This window comes from Synechococcus sp. BMK-MC-1 (genome assembly GCF_014279955.1).
In the GTDB taxonomy this organism is placed as follows: domain Bacteria; phylum Cyanobacteriota; class Cyanobacteriia; order PCC-6307; family Cyanobiaceae; genus Synechococcus_C.
In genome coordinates this window covers 144,885-164,326 of the sequence record NZ_CP047939.1, presented here as the reverse complement: position 1 = coordinate 164,326, position 19,442 = coordinate 144,885, and the positions used below count along the sequence as shown (strand labels likewise).

The 19,442-nt window shown below is 66.2% G+C and carries 20 protein-coding genes; 7 read left to right on the top strand and 13 right to left on the bottom strand.

Going from position 1 to position 19,442, the window contains the following annotated elements; genetic code table 11:
- Positions 1-4: 4 nt before the first annotated feature.
- Entirely contained in the window at positions 5-2,002 is a 1,998-nt protein-coding gene (locus tag SynBMKMC1_RS00800; RefSeq protein WP_186472363.1) for a protein kinase, read from the bottom strand.
- Between the two features lie 96 nt (positions 2,003-2,098).
- On the opposite strand from SynBMKMC1_RS00800, the gene egtB reads away from it, so the two are divergent.
- Genes egtB through SynBMKMC1_RS00780 form a run of 4 tightly spaced genes read left to right on the top strand, consistent with a single transcriptional unit; the run spans position 2,099 to position 5,023 of the window.
- Positions 2,099-3,295, top strand: a complete 1,197-nt coding sequence (gene egtB / locus SynBMKMC1_RS00795; protein WP_186472362.1) for an ergothioneine biosynthesis protein EgtB — start codon at positions 2,099-2,101, stop codon at positions 3,293-3,295.
- Positions 3,292-4,263 (top strand): L-histidine N(alpha)-methyltransferase, encoded by a 972-nt coding sequence (egtD, locus tag SynBMKMC1_RS00790; RefSeq protein WP_186472361.1) that lies wholly within the window; start codon positions 3,292-3,294, stop codon positions 4,261-4,263. The genes egtB and egtD overlap by 4 nt, the downstream gene beginning before the upstream one ends.
- A 26-nt stretch (positions 4,264-4,289) precedes the next feature.
- On the top strand, positions 4,290-4,538 hold the full coding sequence (locus SynBMKMC1_RS00785; RefSeq protein ID WP_011932113.1) for a hercynine metabolism small protein: 249 nt from the start codon (positions 4,290-4,292) through the stop codon (positions 4,536-4,538).
- Positions 4,538-5,023 carry a hercynine metabolism protein gene (locus SynBMKMC1_RS00780; protein ID WP_186472360.1) on the top strand — a complete coding sequence of 162 codons (486 nt, stop codon included), beginning with the start codon at positions 4,538-4,540 and terminating at the stop codon, positions 5,021-5,023. The genes SynBMKMC1_RS00785 and SynBMKMC1_RS00780 overlap by 1 nt, the downstream gene beginning before the upstream one ends.
- Positions 5,024-5,055: 32 nt before the next feature.
- On the opposite strand, the gene SynBMKMC1_RS00775 is transcribed toward SynBMKMC1_RS00780, so the two are convergent.
- From SynBMKMC1_RS00775 to SynBMKMC1_RS00745, 7 genes are all read right to left on the bottom strand, one after another.
- A complete protein-coding gene (locus SynBMKMC1_RS00775) occupies positions 5,056-5,319 on the bottom strand; it encodes a hypothetical protein (protein ID WP_006042532.1) in 264 nt (87 codons plus the stop codon).
- A 79-nt stretch (positions 5,320-5,398) separates the two neighbouring features.
- Positions 5,399-6,868: a lysine--tRNA ligase gene (lysS, locus tag SynBMKMC1_RS00770; RefSeq protein WP_370593925.1), complete on the bottom strand. Its 1,470-nt coding sequence runs from the start codon at positions 6,866-6,868 to the stop codon at positions 5,399-5,401.
- A 54-nt stretch (positions 6,869-6,922) separates the two neighbouring features.
- Entirely contained in the window at positions 6,923-7,732 is an 810-nt protein-coding gene (gene rpaB, locus SynBMKMC1_RS00765; RefSeq protein ID WP_011932110.1) for a response regulator transcription factor RpaB, read from the bottom strand.
- A 111-nt stretch (positions 7,733-7,843) separates the two neighbouring features.
- Complete coding sequence (locus SynBMKMC1_RS00760) at positions 7,844-9,157, bottom strand: sugar ABC transporter substrate-binding protein (RefSeq protein WP_186472358.1); 1,314 nt, start codon at positions 9,155-9,157, stop codon at positions 7,844-7,846.
- A complete protein-coding gene (locus tag SynBMKMC1_RS00755) occupies positions 9,154-9,657 on the bottom strand; it encodes a hypothetical protein (RefSeq protein WP_041428327.1) in 504 nt (167 codons plus the stop codon). The genes SynBMKMC1_RS00760 and SynBMKMC1_RS00755 overlap by 4 nt, the downstream gene beginning before the upstream one ends.
- Before the next feature lie 3 nt (positions 9,658-9,660).
- The gene (gene mreC, locus SynBMKMC1_RS00750; RefSeq protein WP_186472357.1) at positions 9,661-10,404 is read right to left on the bottom strand and encodes a rod shape-determining protein MreC; all 744 of its coding nucleotides are present in this window, start codon (positions 10,402-10,404) and stop codon (positions 9,661-9,663) included.
- A gap of 5 nt (positions 10,405-10,409) precedes the next feature.
- Positions 10,410-11,462, bottom strand: a complete 1,053-nt coding sequence (locus SynBMKMC1_RS00745; RefSeq protein WP_011932106.1) for a rod shape-determining protein — start codon at positions 11,460-11,462, stop codon at positions 10,410-10,412.
- A 152-nt stretch (positions 11,463-11,614) separates the two neighbouring features.
- Between SynBMKMC1_RS00745 and SynBMKMC1_RS00740 the strand changes: the two genes are divergently transcribed.
- The gene (locus SynBMKMC1_RS00740; RefSeq protein ID WP_186472356.1) at positions 11,615-12,013 is read left to right on the top strand and encodes a single-stranded DNA-binding protein; all 399 of its coding nucleotides are present in this window, start codon (positions 11,615-11,617) and stop codon (positions 12,011-12,013) included.
- An 8-nt stretch (positions 12,014-12,021) separates the two neighbouring features.
- Here SynBMKMC1_RS00740 and SynBMKMC1_RS00735 read toward each other — a convergent pair whose 3' ends face one another.
- Both SynBMKMC1_RS00735 and ahcY read right to left on the bottom strand, forming a co-directional pair.
- Positions 12,022-12,681, bottom strand: coding sequence for a DedA family protein (locus SynBMKMC1_RS00735; protein ID WP_186472355.1), 660 nt, complete (start codon positions 12,679-12,681; stop codon positions 12,022-12,024).
- 60 nt (positions 12,682-12,741) lie between these two features.
- The gene (ahcY, locus tag SynBMKMC1_RS00730) at positions 12,742-14,172 is read right to left on the bottom strand and encodes an adenosylhomocysteinase (protein ID WP_186472354.1); all 1,431 of its coding nucleotides are present in this window, start codon (positions 14,170-14,172) and stop codon (positions 12,742-12,744) included.
- Between the two features lie 69 nt (positions 14,173-14,241).
- Between ahcY and tsaE the strand changes: the two genes are divergently transcribed.
- Both tsaE and SynBMKMC1_RS00720 read left to right on the top strand, forming a co-directional pair.
- Positions 14,242-14,733, top strand: a complete 492-nt coding sequence (gene tsaE / locus SynBMKMC1_RS00725; protein WP_255486241.1) for a tRNA (adenosine(37)-N6)-threonylcarbamoyltransferase complex ATPase subunit type 1 TsaE — start codon at positions 14,242-14,244, stop codon at positions 14,731-14,733.
- 12 nt (positions 14,734-14,745) lie between these two features.
- The gene (locus SynBMKMC1_RS00720; protein ID WP_186472352.1) at positions 14,746-15,693 is read left to right on the top strand and encodes a carbohydrate kinase family protein; all 948 of its coding nucleotides are present in this window, start codon (positions 14,746-14,748) and stop codon (positions 15,691-15,693) included.
- On the opposite strand, the gene xylB is transcribed toward SynBMKMC1_RS00720, so the two are convergent.
- Genes xylB through mutT form a run of 3 tightly spaced genes read right to left on the bottom strand, consistent with a single transcriptional unit; the run spans position 15,674 to position 19,428 of the window.
- Positions 15,674-17,179, bottom strand: a complete 1,506-nt coding sequence (gene xylB / locus SynBMKMC1_RS00715) for a xylulokinase (RefSeq protein ID WP_186472351.1) — start codon at positions 17,177-17,179, stop codon at positions 15,674-15,676. The two genes, SynBMKMC1_RS00720 and xylB, sit on opposite strands and share 20 nt — an antisense overlap.
- Positions 17,180-17,181: 2 nt before the next feature.
- The gene (locus tag SynBMKMC1_RS00710; protein ID WP_186472350.1) at positions 17,182-18,210 is read right to left on the bottom strand and encodes a carbohydrate kinase; all 1,029 of its coding nucleotides are present in this window, start codon (positions 18,208-18,210) and stop codon (positions 17,182-17,184) included.
- A 36-nt stretch (positions 18,211-18,246) separates the two neighbouring features.
- Positions 18,247-19,428, bottom strand: coding sequence for an 8-oxo-dGTP diphosphatase MutT (gene mutT, locus SynBMKMC1_RS00705; protein WP_186473262.1), 1,182 nt, complete (start codon positions 19,426-19,428; stop codon positions 18,247-18,249).
- Positions 19,429-19,442 lie beyond the last annotated feature (14 nt).

Sequence of the window (19,442 nt, the reverse complement as noted above, 5' to 3'; positions counted from 1 at the left end):
GAAACTAGTTCGTGTCAGGGGCGGGCGGCTGCGCCTCTTCATCCACCCCGGCCGGCTTCGGCCCTGGCGGCTCCGGCAAGGTTTCCACGGGCCCCTCGGCCCCGGTGGCGGGATCAGGGATGGGATCGGGATCCACTGCAGGCAGGGGCTTGGGCTCCGGGAGATCCGCCCGGCAGGACAAGGTGAGCAACCCGGAGGACACGCCGTCATTGGTGACCAGCACCTGCACCGGCGATCCGGCGTCTTCCGTGAGGGTCACCACCCGCAACGGCCCGCGATCCGCTGCCACCTCCCCGTCGGCGCCGTACACCGTCATCTGCATCAGCGGTGTGCCGTTGATGCCCAGTACCAAGCGCCGGCCGGCGGGAACGCTGATCGAAATCAAACGCGCTCCGCCCGCAGACACCCGGCTCGAGAGCACGGTGGGCACCCCTGCCCGGGCTTTCACCGCTTCGATGCGCACATCCTCCAGACTGCGCAATGCGGCCGCGAACCACAGCTGCCGGAACGGTTCCGGCGGCTTCACCCCGGTGGCCACACCGGGCAGGAGCGTCTGCGCCGACGCACTCACCAACTGCTCCACCACCCGCACATTCACCCCCTGCTGCACCAGCGCCTGGCGCTGCTTCTGCCAGTCGGCATCCTTCAGCCGGCCCAGTCGGGCGCGCAGCATCGGCGGTAGCTGCTCCACCCGGGCCAGCCATTCCTCCGCCAGCTCGTTCCAGACCCGCCGGAGCGGGGCATCCTCCAGGGAATCGCTGGGCAAGCGGCCATTGCGTTCCGGGAAGCGGGCCAGCAGGCTGGCATCCACCAGCTGAAGGAACCAGCTGCGATCCACCTGCAACGCCCTCAAGCGGCTCAACAGTTGCTGGCGTTGGTCCACCTCCGCGGGGGGAAGGCTGGCTGCAGGGGAGCGACCGATCACATCCCGCTCCGTGGATGGCGCACCGGCGGGGGGCTTGCCGCGACTGAGCAGGAACCATCCGATCGCCGTGCCCACCAGCGCAGACACCAACAGGGCGCCCACCACCGGCCAGAGCCGGCCCTCGGCGGCCTGCTGACGCTGTTCCGCGCGGAGACGGGGCCGCTCGGACGCTTGCGAAGCCGCACCAAGAGGCGGCAGGTCTGGCGACGGAGGCGCCGCCTGGGGTTCGTCGTCCACCACCGGTGCCAGCACCAAGGTGCGATCCGCCCGCGGCTGGGGGCCTGTGGACTCGGGCATGGTGACCTGCTGCAACGCTTTGAGCGCCTCGCTGGCGGAGGTAAAGCGCCGATCCCCCTGCTCCGACAACAGGCGTTCCAGCACGGTGCGGTAGGGCGACTCCAGATCCAGATCCGCAGGCAGCATCCAGTCGTCGGCCGCCGACGCCAGCAGTTGTTCGGGGGGACGGCCGCTGAGCAGGGTGAGGGCGGTGACCCCCAGGGCGTGCAGATCCATCCAGGGCGCAGCGGGCTCCTGCCGCCCCTGGGCGCGGGGGGCATAGGCCGCCGACGCCCCTGGGATCGGCTGCTCACCGCTGCGCTGCAGCAAGCCGAAGTCGATCAACACCGGCAGACCGTCCTGGTCGCGCCGGAGCAGATTGCGAGGGTTGAGATCACCATGCACCAGCTGCTGGCCGTGCAGCACAGCGAGGGGCGGCAGCAGTTGGCGCAGCAGCAGCAGCACTTCGCCCGGCCCGAACACCAGCTGCCGATCCAGACGCTGCGCCTGGATCTGCAGCAGGCTGGAGCCCTCCTGCCATTCGCGCACCAGCCACAGGCAGCCCTGCTCCTCAAGCAAGCCGCCGAAGCGGGGGATCTGGGGGTGCAGCACCGACTGCATCGCCGGCCACAACCCACGGATGCGCTCGCAAGCCTGGGGATCCCGAAGCTGACGCACCGCCACTGGCGCACCGGCGGCCAACTGGTCCGCCGCACACCAGAGCGTTCCCTGGGGATGATCTGGATCCGCAGACAGGCAGCGATCCAGGCGGTACCGGTCAGCCAGCAGGGTGCCGATCACAACTTGGAGGCGGTGGTGGGCTGAATGGTAGGGGCAGTGTCCTGCAGACACCGGGATGGGGAGCCCCTAGGGTCACCGCCGATGCGCCCACACGCCATGGCTTCCGGCACGCTTCTGAACCGGCTGATGGCCGTGCGGCATGCCAGCGAAGCCCTGATCGAGCCGCTGGACACCGAAGACCTCAATCTTCAGGGCATGGCCGATGCCAGCCCGCCCAAATGGCATCTGGCCCACACCACCTGGTTCTTTGAAACGTTTGTGCTCCGGCCCCACCAGCCGGACTACGAGCCGGCCGACGCCCGCTGGAGTTACCTGTTCAACTCTTATTACGACGCCGTCGGTCCCCGCCAACCCCGTCCCCAGCGCGGCCTGCTGAGCCGGCCACCGATGCGCGAGGTGAGCGCCTGGCGCAGCAGGGTGAACGCGGCCCTCGAACGCCTGCTGGAGAGCAGCGGCGACGCCCCCTGGCTCGAGCTGGTGGAGCTGGGGCTGCAGCATGAGCAGCAGCATCAGGAGCTGATGCTGATGGATCTGCTCGACGGCTTCAGCCGCCAACCGCTCGAACCGGCCTACCGCGCGGACTGGCGGGAGCCCGCATCAAACGGCAGCGATGGCGACCACCCCAGCTGGCTGGCCTGCCCGGGCGGCCTGGTGGAGGTGGGGCATGCCGGATCCAGCTTCCACTTCGACAACGAAACCCCTCGGCACCGGGTGTGGCTCGACCCGTTCCAGATCGCCGATCGCCTCGTGACCAACGGCGACTATCTGCAGTTCATCCACGCAGGCGGCTACCAACGCCCCGAGTTCTGGATGAGTGAGGGCTGGGCGGAATGCTGCCAACGGGGCTGGCAGGCCCCCCGCTACTGGCGCGGGGATCGCGCCGGCGAAGGACCCTGGCGTTGGGAGTTCACTCTGGGAGGACGCTGCCCCCTGGCGGAGCACAGACCGGTGCGCCACCTCAGCTGGTTTGAAGCGGATGCCTACGCCCGCTGGGCCGGGGCTCGCCTTCCCAGCGAGGCGGAATGGGAACTGGCCAGCCGCACCTTCGGCGAGCAGTTGCTGCAAAGCCATGGTGAGCTCTGGCAGTGGACGTCGAGCCCTTACCGCCCGTACCCCGGCTTCCAGGCAGCCAGCGGTGCGGTGGGCGAATACAACGGCAAGTTCATGACCTCCCAGTTCGTGCTGCGGGGCAGCAGTCAGCTCACGCCCAGGGGCCATTCCCGCGACACTTATCGCAACTTCTTTCCACCGGCCAGTCGCTGGATGGCGGCCGGCCTGCGCTTGGCCCGATGACCACGCTCACGCCATCGAAACCGGAACTGATCGACCTGCGTCCGCCAGCGGCGGACATGCTGCGGCTCGTGCGCCAGGGCCTGCAGCAGGAGCCTCGCCAGCTCCCGGCTTGGTTCCTGTACAACGCGGAAGGCTCACGCCTGTTTGATCAGATTTGCGAGCAGCCCGAATACAGCCTCACGCGCACGGAAATTGGGCTGCTGGAGCATTCGGCTGCCGAGATCGCCGCCGCCCTCGGCGCGGGGGTGATCGTGGAGTTCGGCGCTGGCAGTGCCCGCAAGGTCGGCCCCCTGCTCAACGCCCTCCAGCCCTCGGCCTATGTTGCCCTCGACATCAGCGCCGACCATCTGCGCCAGGCCACAGCCGACCTACAGACGCGCCACCCCAGCGTGCCCATGCTCGGCATCTGCTGCGATCACAGCGCCCTGAGTGCCCTGCCGGAGCATCCTCTGCTGCAGGGCCAGCGCCGCATCGGCTTTTTTCCCGGAAGCTCCCTGGGCAATTTCACCCGCCCGGAGGCGGTTGCGCTGCTGCGGCGCTTCCGCCAGCTGCTCAATGGCGGGCCCCTGCTCCTGGGCCTGGATCAACCCAAGACACCCGAACGGCTCGAGGCCGCCTACAACGATGCCGCCGGCGTGTCCGCCGCCTTTGCCCGCAACCTGCTCCATCGGCTGAACAGCGAACTGGGGGCCACGTTCGACCCCGAGCGGTTCCACTACGACGCGCTTTGGCAGGCCGCCGAGCACCGGGTGCGCATGGCCCTGGTGAGCCAGGAGCCTCAGTCGGTGTCGATCGCCGGTGAGTGCTGGCAGTTCGCAGCAGGCCAACCGCTGGTCACCGAGTACAGCGTGAAATACACCCCGGCCATGGCCCGCGATCTGGCCGCGGAAGCGGGCTGGTGTTGGCGGCAGCGCTGGCACGACCCGGCCGACGATCTCTCCCTGCACTGGCTGGACGCGGCAGACTGAGACCAGCAGTAAAGCGGGGCACCGCCATGGGTCGAGAAGAGCAACGGCGCACGGTGCGGTTGCAGCGGGAATCGCTGATGGAGGAGCTTGAGGCGGTGTACCAGCAGGCCTTCGAACGGCTCGGTGGTCTGGAGCTCGGGGAGGGGTCGGTGGCCCGACTCACCCAGCTGCTGCTGCGCTCGCGGGATGGGGCCATCACCCCGCTGCAGGAGGAGATCGAAGCGCCGCTGATCACACGGGCTCCGGATGCAGCCGTCAGTGAGGCTGCGGACTGATGGCTCCGACCTGGCTGGATCAGCTGGAACGCAACCTGGAGGATCGGCTCAATGCCTTTCTTCGGGCCAATCCGGATCAGGATCGCTTGCTGCGCGAACAGCATCTGCAAGACCGCCAACGCGACCTGAACCGTCGCCGCGACCAGATGCAGAGTCAGGCCAAGGACCTGCGCCGGCAGCTGTTATCCCTGGCGGAACAGGTGCAGGCCTGGAGTGAGCGCAGCCGCAAGGCCCGCGCGGCACGAGCCCAGGATCTCGCCGAACGGGCTGACCATCACGTGCAAACGCTGATGGAGCAAGGCCGGGATCTCTGGAGTGAACTGGAGACGCTGGGCTGCGCTTTTCAAGGCCTCGACCAGCAGATCAGCGATCTCCGCCAACAGGCAACCCAACAAAACCAAGGACGCAGCCTGGATGAAGACTGGGCCCTGTTCGAAGCCAGACAGGAACTGGAGGAGCTGCGGCGCCGGCAAGGGCTCGACTGAGCGCAGCCCTTGCCCTGATCAGGCCGTCTCGATCAGGCCTTGGGTGCCGGGGGCTCCAGGCTCACGTTCTCGGGGGGAGGCGTGGGGTCGGGATCGGCGATCAGCATGTGCTGCAACACGATCTCAGGGCGCTCACTGTCGCGCCAGCGAATCCGATAGGCGGGCATCTTGGTGCCCCGGCTGGTGGTCTGCTCCACCGGCTCCATCACCCAGCCGCGGCGGGAACGGCCTTGGGGATTGCGCTTGACCACCGCATCGGCGTGCTTGAAGCGGAAACCTACGCGCTCACCACTCATGGGAAAGGGACCATGCCACTGTGCACCATTATCCACCCCGAGGGTGCCCAAGCGCTGAGCCCATGGTCCAGCTTGTCGCTCAGCCCTCAGGACGCAGCAGCGGGAAGGCGATCACATCGCGGATGGAGGGACTGTCCGTGAGCAGCATCACCAAGCGGTCGATGCCGATGCCCAGGCCTCCGGTGGGGGGCATGCCCACTTCCAGGGCCTGCAGAAAGTCCTCATCCACCCCCTGGGCTTCCTCATCACCGGCGGCCCGGCGTGCCTGCTGAGCCTCCAGGCGCCCGCGCTGGTCCACTGGATCGATCAACTCGCTGAAGGCATTGGCCGTCTCCCGACCAACGATGAACAACTCGAAGCGCTCCACCAGGCCAGGCTTGCTGCGGTGCTTGCGGGCGAGCGGAGAGATCTCCTCGGGATAGTCGAGCACGAAGGTGGGCTGGATCAGATTGGCTTCCACGGCATGCTCAAAAGCCTCATTGAGCAGACGGCCCACCGAATCGGCTTTGTCTGGCACCGGCAACCCCTTGGCCGTCATCGCTTCAGCGGCCGCCGCCCGATCCGCGAAAGCCGTGAAGTCGAGGCCGGTGGCTTCCTCCACCAGCTCGTGCATCGTCGCCCGGCGCCAGGGCGGGGTGAGATCGATCTCCGTGCCTTGGTAGGTGAGCCGCGTGCCGCCACACACCTGCTCGCACACCGAGGCGATCATCGACTCGGTGAGCTCGATCATCCCCAGGTAATCGGCATAGGCCTGATACACCTCCACCGAGGTGAACTCAGGGTTGTGGCGGGTGCTCACCCCCTCGTTGCGGAAGATGCGACCCAGCTCGTAGACCCGCTCAAAACCGCCCACCACCAAGCGTTTGAGGTGCAATTCGGTGGCGATGCGCAGGTAGAGCGGCAGATCCAACGTGTTGTGGTGGGTGATGAACGGACGCGCATCGGCTCCACCTGCCTCCGACTGCAGCACGGGCGTTTCAATCTCCAGGAACTCGCGCTCGTCGAGCCAGCGACGGATCGCACTCACGGTCAGCGCCCGGCGTCGGAAGGTCTCGCGCGACTGCGGGGTCACGATCAGATCGAGATAGCGCTGGCGATAGCGCTTCTCCACGTCCGCCAGCCCGTGCCACTTGCCCGGCAGGGGCTGCAGAGACTTGGTGAGCATGGTCCACTCCGCCACTTTCACCGACAACTCCCCCCGGTCGGTGCGGCGCAACGTGCCACGCACGCCGATCAGATCACCGGCATCGACCAGAGACGTGATCTGAGCGAAGGCCTCGCCGAGTGCCGCCTTCTCCAGAAACAGCTGGATCGTGCCGGTTTCATCGGCCAGGGTGAAGAACGCAAGTTTGCCCATCACCCGCCGGGTCATCACCCGCCCGGCCACAGCCACCGCACAATCCCGCTCCTCACCCTTGGGCAGATCGGCATGGTCGCTCTGCAACCGAGCCATCCGGTCGCTGGGGTCAAAGGTGAGGGCGTAGGGCTCCCGGCCCTGGTCGCGCAGGGCTGACACCTTCTCGAGGCGGGTCTCACGCAGATCGGACACGGGACGGATAGCAGTCGGCGCCATCCTGCCGGTCGATGGGACCGATGGGGCGGATCAGCCCGCTGCGGCCACCGGGGCGTTGTCACCCATGCGCTGCGAGGAGTAGCCGATTCCACGCACCGTGAGGATCAATTCAGGGTTGCGAGGGTCGGGCTCGAGCTTGCCGCGCAGGCGAGCCACGTACACATCCACCACGCGCAGATCGGCAGCACGGCGGGGTGGATACCCCCAAAGCTGCTCAAGGATCTCGGCGCGGGGAACCACCCGTCCAGGTTCACGGAAGAGCAATTCCAGAAGGCTGAATTCGGTGTAGGTGAGGGCGATGCGCTCGCTGCCGCGCGTCACCTGCCGGCGGTTGGTGTCCACCACGAGTTCACCGACCCGCACCACACCTTGTCCGGTGGGCAACTCCCTCGGCTCGGCATTGGCCGAACCGCGTCCCACCCGACGCAGGATGGTGGCGATGCGCGCCTCCAGCTCCTTGGGGCTGAAGGGCTTCGGCAAATAATCATCGGCGCCGAGATCCAAGCCAGCGACCCGCTCAGAAATCGCTTCGAGGGCTGACAGGAAAATGATCGGCACGCAGGATTCAGCCCGCAGACGGCGGCACACCGCAAAGCCGTCCAGCTTGGGCAGCATCACATCGAGCACCACCAGATCGGGGGACTCGCGGCTGAACACTTCAAGGGCCTGTTCCCCATCTTCAGCGCACACCACCCGATAACCGGCGAGCTGGAGACGCATCACCAACACACGACGCACCGCCGGCTCGTCATCAACCACCAACAAGGTTGCCTTCGTGGAAGCCGTTCCAGCGTCCTCGGGCCCCTGGCCAGTTTCAAGCTGGGATGGCCCGCCGGTCATCAAACAGTTAATGAAGAGGTGTAACCCTACCGTTCAACCTGAACGGATTGAGGCCAAACAAGCGCGCTAGGGGGAGCCTTTGGTTTGTTTTAAGGATCTCGCAACAACCCCTCAGGGCCAACGGGAGCTGGCATAACGATTCCATTGCTGCTCGGCTTCCAGCAGGGCCTGATCGCTGCTGATCTGACCGAGCATCGCGCGCTGGAGCTGGGTGTAAACAATGCTCTGCAGCCGTTTCACCCCCGGGGTCGACGGCACCAACACCCGGGCGCGATTGAGGATCTTGGCCGACATCAGCAGAGCATCCCGGGTCTGCACCGCGTCAGCGCTGGAGGGTTGTTCGGCTTCCAGCTCAGCCCGTATTTGCGCCAGAGCCTGGCGTGAAGAGGGCAGCACCAGTCCCTCCCGAGCGAAGCGCGCCTGGTTGGACCCATTGGTGAGAAACAGGGCCAGCTCAACGGCCTCCTGGGCGTGATCGCTCTGGCGCGGCACCGCCAGGGTCATCAGCGCCACATTGGCTGTTCCGTCGGCACCGGTCAGCGGCGGTTGCAGCAGGGTGACCGCCGCCACCCCGGGGGCATTGGTTTGGATGTTGCCAAGGGATTTCGCGCCAGTGGCCAGCAGCGCCAGCTCCCCGCTCTGGTAAAGCTCGATCGCCCGCCCCTGCCCCTGGCTCACCACTTCCCTCGGCAGCAGCCCCTCCCGGTAGAGATCCGTCCAGAACGCGAAGGCCTTGCGGCCAGCCGGGGTGTTGAAGGCCGCCCGCTGACGGTCATCCAGCAGGGTCACACCCATCTGCACCATCGACTCCAACAACTCAGCGGAGTCATCCGGCACCACGGTGACGAACAATCCATAGCGCCCGGTGCGCTCGCGGATGGCGCGGGCATAGGCGGGAACGTCTTCCCAACGCTCAGGCGCCTGCTCCAGACCGGCCTCGCGCAGCAGGTCGCGGTTCACCAGGCTCAGACGCACCGTGAGATACCAGGGAATCGCGATCTGCCCGGCTTCTGGATCCCGGGCTGCCGTCCAAACCGACGGCAGATAGCGCTCTGCCGCACCATCGGGCAACAGCGGCGTGAGATCCGCGAGCCCTCCCTTGCTGGCCAGGCTGGCGGCAAAGAGGGGATTGAGATTCACCACATCCGGGGCCGTGCGCGCGAACACCGACGCCAGCAGCTTGCGTTCCACCTGTCCCCAGAGCACATCGGTCCAACGCACCGGCACATCAGGGTGATCGCCCTCCCAGGCCTTGATCACCGAATTCATATACGTGTTGAATTTGGGAGCCAGCGCCAACGTCCAGAGCTGCAGAGTTCCCTCCGGCGGCGCCGGACGGCCGCATCCCCAGCCGAGGGTCGCCACCCCTGCGAGAGCGAGGCCCACCAGCCATCGCCGCGTTCGCCGTCGTTGCTGGAAAGTCATGCAGGTGCGCGGCGTCGCCAGAGGAGCAGTTGCCAGGATCCGACCATTGGCGCCAACAGTCCAGTGATCAAGGCTTGCGCCAGGGTGGTGTGCAGGGCCCAGGCCTGAAGCATCGGCGCAGACGAAGCCAACACCAGCAGCTGCACCCAGAGGCTCAAACCCAGCACCAAGGTGCCGATCCAAGCGAGCAAGCCAAGGCTGAGACTGCGCTGGATCGGTGCGCCGCGTCGGCCGATGCGGCCCCACCACCATCCCATCAGCACCAGCGCAGGCACCTGGCTGACATCACCGAGGCTGAGGCCGTCGAGCACTAAACCGAGCGCCGCCCCGGCAATCCCTCCGGACACCGGACCATCCACAAGGGCCCAGGGCAGCAACCAGAGCATCGCCCAGCTGGGGCCGACCCCATCCAGCGCAAGCCAGGACGGAGCAACCAGTTGGAGCAGAGGCACTAGGAGGGCTGAGGCCACGCAGATCGGTTGACGGTGCAAGCGAGCCATGGGTCAGCGCACCTGCACCTGCACCCAGTCGATGGCATCGGGCGGCGCAATCAACTGCACCAGGGCCGTCGGCGCGGGAACGCCGCGGAGATTGACGGTCTGCACCACGGCCACCGGCAGATTGGGGGGAAGCAACGTGCTGGCCGGGGATGTGCTGACCAGATCACCGGGCTGCACCTGCACGTCTTTGTCGAGAAACTGCAGCTGGGGACGGGCTGTGCCCAGACCTGCCAGCAGGCCGTGCTGACGGGTTCGCGGCAACCAGACGCCGATGCGACTGCCCGGTGCCGTCAACAAACGCACCCGACTGGTGGACGGCGTCACACTCTGAACGCGACCGATCAACCCTCCGGGGCCAATCACCGCATCATCCTTGGCAATGCCAGCGAAGGAGCCTTTCCCAAGCTCCAGTTGCTGCCACCAGCCCGATGGCGTGCGCGAAATCACCGCCGCCTGCACCCGATCACCTGCGGAGAGCTGATCGAGCTCAAGCAGGCCGCGCAGCCGCGCATTGTCCTGCTCGAGCAACTCCAACCGGGAGACGTCGTTCTGGCGAACGGCGGATTGCACCCACTCCCGCTGCGCCGACCCCGGCCAGAAGGGCCGGCTGAGCAGAGCAAACGCATCCGCGAACCCGGCGCCTTTGCTCAGGCGCACCAGCCCGAGGACGGCCAAGAGGATGACCCAGGGCCACAGGCGCTGAAAGGAGCGCAGTCGGGAGCCCTGGGGCCACTGGGACAACCCCATGACGATCAGACGGCAGCGGCGGCGCGCACGAATTCAGGGGTATCCAGCACGCGCTGCAGACGCTTGTAATCCTCCAGCACCTGCCCGCAACCCTTCACCACGCAGAGCAGGGGCTCTTCGGCGATGTGGGTGAAGATGCCGGTTTCATGGCTGATCAGGTCGCTGATGCCGCGCACCAGTGCACCACCGCCGGCCAGCATGATGCCGCGATCCACGATGTCAGCGGCAAGCTCGGGAGGGGTGCGCTCCAGGGTGCGCTTCACCGCTTCCACGATCACATTCAGCGGTTCGGCGATGGCCTCGCGCAGATCACCGGCCTGCAACTGAATGGTGCGGGGCAGTCCGGACAGCAGATGCAGGCCGCGCACATCCATCACGGTTTGATCGAACTCGTTGTCGGGGAAAGCCGAACCGATCCGGATCTTGATCTCTTCAGCGGTGCGTTCACCCACCACCAGGTTGTGCACCTTCTTGAGGTAGACGCCGATGGAATCACTGATCTCATCGCCTGCCACGCGCACCGACTCGCTCAGCACGGTGCCGCCCAGGCTGAGCACAGCCACTTCGGTGGTGCCACCGCCGATGTCCACGATCATGGTGCCAACGGGCTCAGTCACCGGCAGCCCGGCGCCGATCGCCGCCGCCACCGGCTCGTCGATCAGATGCACTTCGCGAGCACCAGCCAGACCCGCCTCACGAACGGCGCGGCGCTCCACCCCGGTCACTCCGCTGGGGATGCCGACCACCAGCCGAGGGGCCACGATGCCGCGGCCCTCATTGCCCTTTTGGATGAAGGTTTTGAGCATCTGCTCGGCGGCGTCGAAGTCGGCGATCACGCCGTCGCGCAGCGGACGCACGGCCCGAATATTGCCCGGGGTACGCCCAAGCATCAGCTTGGCTTCATCGCCCACGGCAAGGGTGGCACCGCGCTCGAGATCGAGGGCCACTACGGAGGGTTCCTGCAGCACGATGCCCTTGCCTGACACGTAAATCAGGGTGTTGGCGGTGCCGAGGTCGATGCCGATGTCGCGGGAGAGTTGGAAGCGACGGAAGAGCACTGGCTGAGACTTGGTTCGGCGAATCATAGAGGCAGTTTTCAAGCCCATCTGTTACATCCGCCGATGAAGGTGGAACTCCTTGAAAGCAGCCACGACAACCGTCAGTTCTGACATCCGTGGCGCATCATTGACCCACTAACAGGAGAGATTCAATGGGAGTCAATTCCGTGACCCTGGTCGGCCGTGCCGGCCGCGACCCCGAAGTCCGTTATTTCGAATCGGGCAGCATGGTCGCCAACCTCACCATCGCTGTGAATCGCCGCAGCCGCGACGATGAGCCCGACTGGTTCAATCTGGAGATCTGGGGCAAGCAGGCCCAGGTGGCCGCCGACTACGTGAAGAAAGGATCCCTTCTGGGGATCATCGGCAGCTTCAAGCTCGATCGCTGGACCGATCGCAACAGCGGCGAGGAGCGCAGCAAACCCGTGGTGCGGGTGGACCGACTCGAGCTGCTCGGCTCCAAGCGAGACAGCGAAGCCGCCGCTGGAGCCTTTGCAGGCGGCGGCAACTTCGGCGGCGGCGGCGCCAGCGATGAAGACGTTCCGTTCTGAGGCTCGGTTCAATCGGCGGCGTTGCGGCGCCGCCAGACCCTGAGGCCAAGCCAGATGCCGCCGGCGATCACCGCAATCACCAGCAGCACCTTGATCAACTTGCTGACCGGATCGATCCAGAGCTCCACGTTGCTGTAGCCCTCGCCCAGCACCATGCCGGCGATGGTGAGCAACAGGGTCCAGATCAAACTGCCGGCCGTGGTCCAGATCAGGAAGGGCGTGAGCGGCATCAGCTCAATCCCTGCCGGCACGGAAATCAAGGTGCGGATGCCGGGAACCAGGCGTCCCCAGAACACCAAAGCCGTGCCGTAACGGCTGAACCAGCGCCGGCTGCGGGCCAGTTCCTCCGGGCTGATGCCGATCCAGCGGCCGTGGCGCCCGAGCCACTGCTCGATGCGCTCCTCGTTGATCAGCCTGCCGATGCCATACCAGGGCAGCGCACCGATCACGGTGCCCAGAAGGCCGGCGAGCACCACCGGAATGAATTGCAGCTGGCCCTGCTGCACGTAAAAGCCCCCGAGGGGCATGATCAATTCGGAGGGAATGGGCGGAAACAGGTTCTCAAGGAACATGGCCGCAAAGATCGCTCCATACCCAGCCCAGGGATTGGCGGCAACGGCCTGACCGATCCATTCCGGCAACTGGGTGACGAATTCAGAGAGCCCCATGGAGCTTGCACACGATCGCGCAAGTCTTCCATGGGGAGCGCTGGCTGCTGATCAGAAGGATCAGTAGCGGTAGTGGTCGGGCTTGAAGGGACCCTCCACCGGCACGTTGATGTAATCGGCCTGATCCTTGCTCAGCTCGGTGAGCTTGGCGCCGATGCGATCGAGGTGCAGACGGGCCACCATCTCATCGAGGTGCTTGGGCAGCACATACACCTCTTTGCCGTACTCGTTGCCCTTGGTGAACAGTTCGATCTGAGCCAGCACCTGGTTGGTGAAGGAGTTGCTCATCACGAAGCTGGGGTGACCGGTGGCGCAGCCGAGGTTCACCAGACGGCCTTCGGCCAACAGGATGATCCGGTTGCCGCTGGGCAGGGTGATGTGGTCCACCTGGGGCTTGATGTTCTCCCACTCGTAGTCCTTGAGGGAGGCGACATCGATTTCGTTGTCGAAGTGGCCGATGTTGCAGACAATGGCCTCGTCCTTCATCTTCAGAAGGTGCTCGTTGCGGATCACCTGGTAGTTGCCGGTCGCGGTCACGAAGATGTCCATCTCCTCCACCACGTCTTCCAGACGGACCACGCGGTAGCCCTCCATGGCCGCCTGCAGGGCGCAGATCGGATCCACTTCAGCGATGCACACGGTGGCGCCGAGACCACGCAGGGACTGGGCTGAACCCTTGCCCACATCGCCGTAGCCCATCACCAGAGCCTGCTTGCCGGCCACCATCACATCGGTGGCGCGCTTGATGCTGTCCACCAGCGACTCGCGGCAGCCGTAGAGGTTGTCGAACTTGCTCTTGGTGACCGAGTCGTTCACGTTGATGGCGGGGAAGGGCAGCTCGCCGCTCTTCTGCATCTTGTAGAGACGGGCCACACCCGTGGTGGTCTCCTCGGTCACGCCCTGGATCTGGGCCTTGGTGCGGGAATAGAAGGTGGGGTCCTGGGCCAGCTTCTTCTTGATCGAAGCGAACAGGAAGGTCTCTTCCTCATTGCCGGGGTTGTCGAGCACGGTGATGTCCTGCTCGGCCTTGCTGCCCAGCATCACCAGGCCGGTGGCATCGCCGCCGTCATCCAGGATCATGTTGGGTGAGCCACCATCGCCCCACTCGAGGATGCGGTGGGTGTACTCCCAGTACTCCTCCAGGGTTTCGCCCTTCACCGCAAACACGGGGATGTCACGGGCAGCCATGGCGGCAGCCGCATGATCCTGGGTGGAGAAGATGTTGCAGGACGCCCAGCGCACTTCAGCGCCCAGCTCCACCAGGGTCTCGATCAGACAGGCGGTTTGAATGGTCATGTGCAGGGAGCCGGCGATGCGGGCTCCCTTCAGGGGTTTCTCCGTGCCGTACTTCTCACGCAGGGCCATCAGGCCAGGCATCTCGGTCTCGGCGATGTCGAGCTCCTTGCGGCCGAACTCCGCCTGATTGATGTCCGCGATGACGTAGTCCTGTGCGACCTGAAGGCCGGTCGTAGCCGAGGGTGTAGCCACCATGTTGAAACGCTCCCAGGGGAGAATGTGAACGGGAATCTCTGCGGAGTCTCCGAGGCTTCGGGCTCGCGTGTGACGCAATCTACCGATCGGACCTGGACCTTGAAGGATCTCGAGGCGACACGCGCCCTCGGGCAGTGGCTGGTCACTGAGACGGCGCGACCCGCTCTGCTGCTGTTGAACGGAGAGCTCGGAGCCGGCAAAACGTCGCTGGTGCAGGGCATGGCCTTGGCCCTCGGCATTGAAGAACCGATCACCAGTCCCACCTTTGCCCTCTCGCAGCACTACCCCCAGGGGCAGCCACCCCTGGTGCATCTCGATCTCTACCGGCTGGAGCTGGCGGCCGCGGCCGACGACCTCTTTCTCCAGGAAGAGGAGGAAGCCCGGAGCCTGGGTGCGCTGCTGGTGGTGGAGTGGCCGGAACGCCTCAGCCTGGCGTTGCCGGAGGCTTGGTCCCTGCAGCTGACGCACCGGCCAGAGGGGGGGCGTCTGGCCGTGCTGAGAGGGCCAAACCTGCCTTCAGCGCCAGCAGGCGTGGAGATGTCAAGATCCGAGCTGCCGTGATCAACCCCGCCCGTGGACTGCCTCTGCCTCGGCTTGCTGTGCGCTGATCTGGTGTGCCACCCGGTGCCTTCGCTGCCCGAGCAAGGGCAGCTGATGGAAACCGAACGCATGGAGCTCAGCCTGGGGGGCTGCGCCGCCAACACCGCCTTCGATCTGGCCAGGCTGGGCGTGAGCACCGGGATCAGCGGTTGCGTTGGCGACGACGTGCTGGCCGACTTCATCGTTGCAACCCTGGATGCTGCGGGGGTGGACACCCGCGGGGTGGTGCGCTCGGCGGCCGTTGCCACGGCCTCCACCGCGGTGATCAACGTGCGCGATCAGGACCGGCGCTTCATTTCCTATGCCGGCGCCAACACGGCCATGAGCGCGGCGGCGATTCCGGAGGGGCTGCTGGAGTCGGCCAGCGTGCTTTACATCGGCGGATTTCTGATGCTGGACGGCCTCGAGAGCGACGCCATGCTCCAGCGTCTGGCCCGGGCCAGGGAGGCTGGCACCCGCATCCTTCTGGATGTGGTGCAGGTGGACGATGCCGATGCCATGGAGCGCCTGCAACGGTTTCTCCCCTACACCGATGTCTTTCTCCCCAACAACGATGAAGCCGCCCTGCTCACGGGGGTCGAGGATCCATGGGAGCAGGCCGCAGCCTTCCGCGCCGCCGGCGCCCGGACCGTGGTGATCACCGAAGGAGATCGGGGAGCCCATCTGGTGAACGAACAGATGAAACTGCGCGTCGGCGCTTACGACACCGACTACCAGGGCGGCACCGGCGCCGGCGATGCCTTTGATGCCGGCTTCATCGCCGCACTGCTCCAGGGCCATGATCTCCCCACCTGTCTGCGCTGGGGCAGCGCCCTCGGCGCCAGCTGCGTGCGCAGCACATCAGCCACCGGCAGCGTGTTCAACCGCGACGAGGCCCTGCAGTTCATGGAACGCCACGCGATCACGGTTGAGCACTGCTGAGCTGCGCGAACACGGGCTGGAGTGCGGGATAGAGCTGCTTATAAACAGCATGACGTTCCTGCAGGCGCGGTGCCTCGGGTCCCGGGACCAACGGCGGAGCAACGGTCACCCAGGCTTCACAGGCATCGCCCACGCTGGCGAACGCGCCAGCACCCACCGCGGCCAATAGGGCCGCGCCGTAGGCCGTGGCATCCACCGTGGCGGTGAGCGCCACCGGGCAGCCCAAGAGATCGGCGCAGAGCTGGCGCCAGAGCGCGCTGCGCACGCCGCCTCCAGAGAGATGCACGCAACGGGGATCCAGACCGGCCTCCCGCAGCAGACCAAAGCAATCGCTCAACCCGTGGGTCACCCCCTCCAGTACAGCCCGGGCGAGATGACGACGGTCATGGCGCTGATCCAGGCCGATGAAGCACCCCCTGGCACTGGCATCGGCATGGGGGGTGCGCTCACCGGAGAGATAGGGCAGGAAAAACAGATCCTCGGCACCGGCTGCAATGCCGGCCGCCATGGCCTCAATGTGCTCAAACGCATCGTCATCTCGGAGGTCCGGCGTGATTGCACGCCGGAACCAATCGAGGCTGCCAGCACCGCTGAGCATCACCCCCATCAGGAACCAGGTGCCGGGGGCGGCATGGCAGAAGGCATGGAGCCGCCCCTCCTCTGCACTGCGCCAGCGTTGCATCGGTGCAGCCACCACACCACTGGTTCCAAGCACAGCACCAGCTGAGCCCTCCTGCACCAACCCACAGCCGAGAGCCGCCGCCGCCTGATCGCCCGCACCCGCCACCACGGGGGTGCCCGGCCGAAGGCCGATCAACGCTGAGGCCTGCGCTGACACCTGGCCCACCACCGTCGCACTCTCCACGGCCTCAGGCCACCAGGATCTCGGCAGTTGGAGGTCGGCGAGCAGCGCATCCGACCAGCGCCGTTGGGCGCAATCAAACACAGCTGTGCCACTGGCATCAGACACATCGGTGCCCATCGTTCCAGTGAGCCGAAACCGGATCCAGTCCTTGGGGAGCAGCACTGTGGCGATGCGTGCAAAGGCCTCGGGTTCGTGCTCGCGCATCCACAGCAACTTGGGGGCCGTGAACCCGGGCAGCATGCGATTGCCGGTGCAGGCGAGCAGATGCGCCAGTCCGAGGTGCTCTTCCACAGCGCGGCACTGGGGTTCACAGCGCCCGTCGTTCCAGAGCTGGGCCGGTCGGATGCATTCGCCCTGGGCATCGAGAGCCACCAGTCCGTGCATCTGTCCGGTGAGACCAACCGCGTCGATCGCGCCGGGATCGCAACGGGCCTCGGCAAGAGCCGCAGCCACGGCCTGGAGGGTGCTGCGCCACCAATCCTCCGGGTCCTGCTCGCTCCATCCCGCCCGCGGCACCAGCGGGCGATGGTCGCCATGCCCCACAGCGCACACCGTCCCAGCGGCATCCACCACCAGCGCCTTTGTGGCACTGGTACCTAGATCAATGCCCAGAACGGCCATGGCTACACCTGCTCCAGGAATCCCAGCACCCGGGACGGCAGCGGCTGGGGGTCAATGCCACCGGCACCGGCGCAGACCAGGGCACCGCAGGCGGCGGCATAGCGCACCACCGCCTGCACCCCAGCTGCATCCAGCGTCTGGGGCTGACCTTCCAGCGGCGCCAGGGACACCAATTGATGCAACAGGCCGGCGGTGAAGGCATCACCAGCGCCGGTGGTATCCACCACCTGAGGCGGGGCCAGCACCGGCATCGCGCCGCAGTGACCAGCGATGCACCAGCGCACGGGGTCCCCGCCATCGGTGACCACCACATCCGGACGCCGAGGCAGGGCCGCACTGATCTGATCAGGCGTGCTGGTGTGAAACAGCCACTCCGCTTCTTCCCGGGCGAGCTTGAGCAGATCGGCCTGCTGCACCAGGGGCTGCATCAGCGCAAGCGCCTGGGCATCGGGTCCAGCGGCAGGATCGGCGCCAGGATCCCAAAAGGTGGGGCGCCAGTTCACGTCCAACGCCACCCGCACGCCATCGCGCTCGGCCTGCGCCACCAGCGATCGCAGGGCCGCCGCCGATGGGGCACTGGCCAGCGGGATGGTGCCGATCTGCAGCCAGCGCGCCCGTTCCGCCAACGCTGGCCAATGCGGATCCAGGGCCGCCTGATCCAGGGCCTGGTCGGCGAAACCGGCACCACGATCGCCGGCAAAACCTTGAAACACCCGTTCACCACTGGCATCGCGGCGCACCAGCACCACCCGTGACGGCCGCTGATCGTCGTGCTGCAACCCGCGCAGATCCACGCCGCGATCGTTCAGCAGCTCCAGAAAGCTGTCGCCGATCGCATCGCGGCCCAAGCGGCCGATGAAGGCCACTGGGGTTCCCAACCGGGCCAGCGCACAGGCCACGTTGGCCGGTGCACCGCCAAGGCGGTCGTCGCAATCACCGGGCGACGCCGTGGCCGGATCCCCACCCAGGGGGCCGAGGCGATCCACCAAGGCTTCTCCCACGCAAAGCACTTGCGGAGACGAATTCACCATCAACTGTGCTGCAGATGTTTGCAGCGTGGCCAGGGATCAGCTGGCTGCCAATCCGCTGAGATGCCCATGCAGGGCCTCGATGATGCGGGCATTGGCCGCCGGGAAGGGAAAGTTGCCGAGCTCCTCGGGCTTCACCCAGCGCACCTGCTGACTGGCCAGGGGCTGGGGTTCACCCGACAGCCAGCGGCAGAGGTGCACGATGAAGCGCAACTTCTTGTGGCTGTAAGCGTGGTCGACGGTGATCAGCTCCTGATCCACGGCCACGTCAATCGCCAGCTCCTCCTTGAGCTCCCGGGCAATGGTGTCGGTGATGGCTTCGCCAGGCTCCTGCTTTCCCCCCGGGAATTCCCAGAGCCCACCGAGCAGGCCCTCGTTGAGGCGCTGATCAATCAGCACCTCGCCCGCCTGATTGAGCACCACACCCACACCGATCACGGAGAACGGAAGGCTGCGGGGTGCATCGGTCACGGGAAAGGCCTCGGGGGGGCCGGCAGCGTAAGCAGCGCAGTGGTCACGCCAGGGGCACCTTGGGCAACTGGGATTGCGGGGCGTGCACAGCGTGGCCCCCAGATCCATCAGAGCCTGGTTGCAATCGCGCGCGCGGCCAGGTGCAGCCGCGATCAACGCCTCGCTCCACAGCCAGAACTGCGTCTGAGCGCGCATCGGCGGCGTGGGATGGGCCTGGAGCCGAGCCAGCACGCGCCGCACATTTCCATCCAGAATCGCCAAAGGACTGTTGAAGGCCGACGAGAGGATGCCTCCAGCGGTGCTGCGGCCAATCCCCGGCAAGGCCAGCCAGCTCTCGAGATCCTGGGGCCAGCACGCGGGATCCGTCGGGTCACCGCCGATGTGTGCGAGCAGCAACCGAGCCGTCCCATGCAGGCGGCGGGCCCGCGAGTAGTACCCCAGACCCTGCCAGCTCAGGAGCACATCCTGCTCATCCGCCTGGGCCAAAGTGTCGAGCTGGGGAAAGCGTTCCATCCAGCGCGTCCAGTAGGGAAGCACGACCTGAAGCTGGGTCTGTTGCAGCATGACCTCAGCAATCCAGATGCCATAGGGGTCGAGCAGCTGATCAAGCAAAGGCCAACACCCATCTGCCGTAACCATCCAGGGCTTCTGAGCTGGATCCTTTCGGCCATGGGCCTGCCACCAGGTCAGAAGCTGACGGCGCAGGACGAGCGCATGATCCTTTCCAGGTTCAAGAGCCAGATCGAACATGGAGCTCGGTCTTG